The sequence below is a fragment of the Clostridium gallinarum genome (assembly GCF_014836325.1).
Classification (GTDB): Bacteria; Bacillota; Clostridia; order Clostridiales; family Clostridiaceae; genus Clostridium; species Clostridium gallinarum.
Genome location: NZ_JACSQZ010000128.1, coordinates 1 through 1,475 on the forward strand (window position 1 = coordinate 1; position 1,475 = coordinate 1,475).

At 20.2% G+C, this 1,475-nt stretch carries 1 protein-coding gene; it reads left to right on the forward strand.

Translation table 11 applies throughout. The features are described 5' to 3' along the window. Positions 1–1,475, forward strand: a 1,475-nt coding sequence (locus H9660_RS16100; RefSeq protein ID WP_191751382.1) for a hypothetical protein, incomplete at both ends; no start/stop codon positions are given.

The window sequence follows — 1,475 nt, forward strand, 5'->3', positions numbered from 1 at the left end:
GTTTAATAAAGATCAAATACTAATTATTTCAGATATATATACAAATAGTTTAATAGAGGATGATTTATTTAAATCTTTAGATACTAGATTAATAAATCTTCAGGAAGATTATTCTATTAAAAATAGAATTGATAAGGTTTTAGATGGTTTAAGGGATAAAACAGGAAAAACTAATATAAGTAAAGTTGAACTTCTCAATAGAAGTATTACAAAAAAACTACAATTATTAAATAGTATTAATTCAATGTTTTATCACTATAAAAATAATGACATACCGCTAACAGAAAAATATGTTAATTCTCGTGATATAAATATTTCTAGTAAATATGATAGTTTTTATATTAGATTTAGGATAAAGAAACCATTAAATGATTATAGTTATAATGAAGTAGTTTTAGCTTGTAATACTATTTTAAATTCTGATACCTGTTTAAATTACATTAAATATAGACGATTTACTGATAACAGCATGTTTAACTATTTAAAATATCCATTAGACTATAATGTATTAAAAGAGTCTTTATATAAGCTTAACAATTTAATTTCAAATGATGTTAATAATTATAAGTTGATTCATAGTAAATATACTGAAGACTTTCTTGAGGAATTTATAAATAATAATATAACTGAAGAAAATATATTATCTCTAGCTAATATAATAAATTTAAAGTATAATTATAATCTTTTAAATAGTAAAAAGAAAAAAGCTTGGTTTAATATATTTAGTAAAAAGAAAAATTCAGAAGAAGAATATAATCTGAGTTTATTTTCAAACTATCAAAAAGAAATATTTAATGAGTATAGTAGTAATTTTAAGATTATGATGGATTTAAGAGAAAAACTATCATTTTTAGAAGAGGTTTTAATAGATGAAATCTATAATGAGTTGTTACTAGATGTATTAGTAAGAGGAGATGATTTAAAAGAGAGATTAGCTTTCTATAGTAAATTACTAAGTACAGTTTATAATACAAAAGGTAATTTTGAGTTTATTAATAAATTATCTAACCTTGAAATATTAATATTAAATTATTGCTATAATGATTTAGATAAGAAGAATGAGTTAAATGAAACTGTTAATTTAATACCAAGATTTAAACTATATTTAGATATAGAAGAGGCTGAGTTAAAACATTCTAATTTTATAAAACTTTATAAGGAGTATGACGAAATTATAGAGGATATATATAACGAAATAAATATGAGAAATATACTTATAAGAAGTAGTGTAAATAATATATGGGATAACAAAGTACGAGAGGAGTATCCCATGCTAATAGAAAATAAAAGTTATATTAATGAAAAAGATTTAAAAGAGTTTTTTCCCTGTGTAATATCTAATTATTCTAAGGAAAAAATAGAAGAACTTTTTAATTCTGATTTCTTTTTCAAAAAATTAATTTTAATATTTGATAATCAAAAAGAAAATTTATATTTGGATAAATTAAGTAAGATTTCTGAAAGTATTATAATAC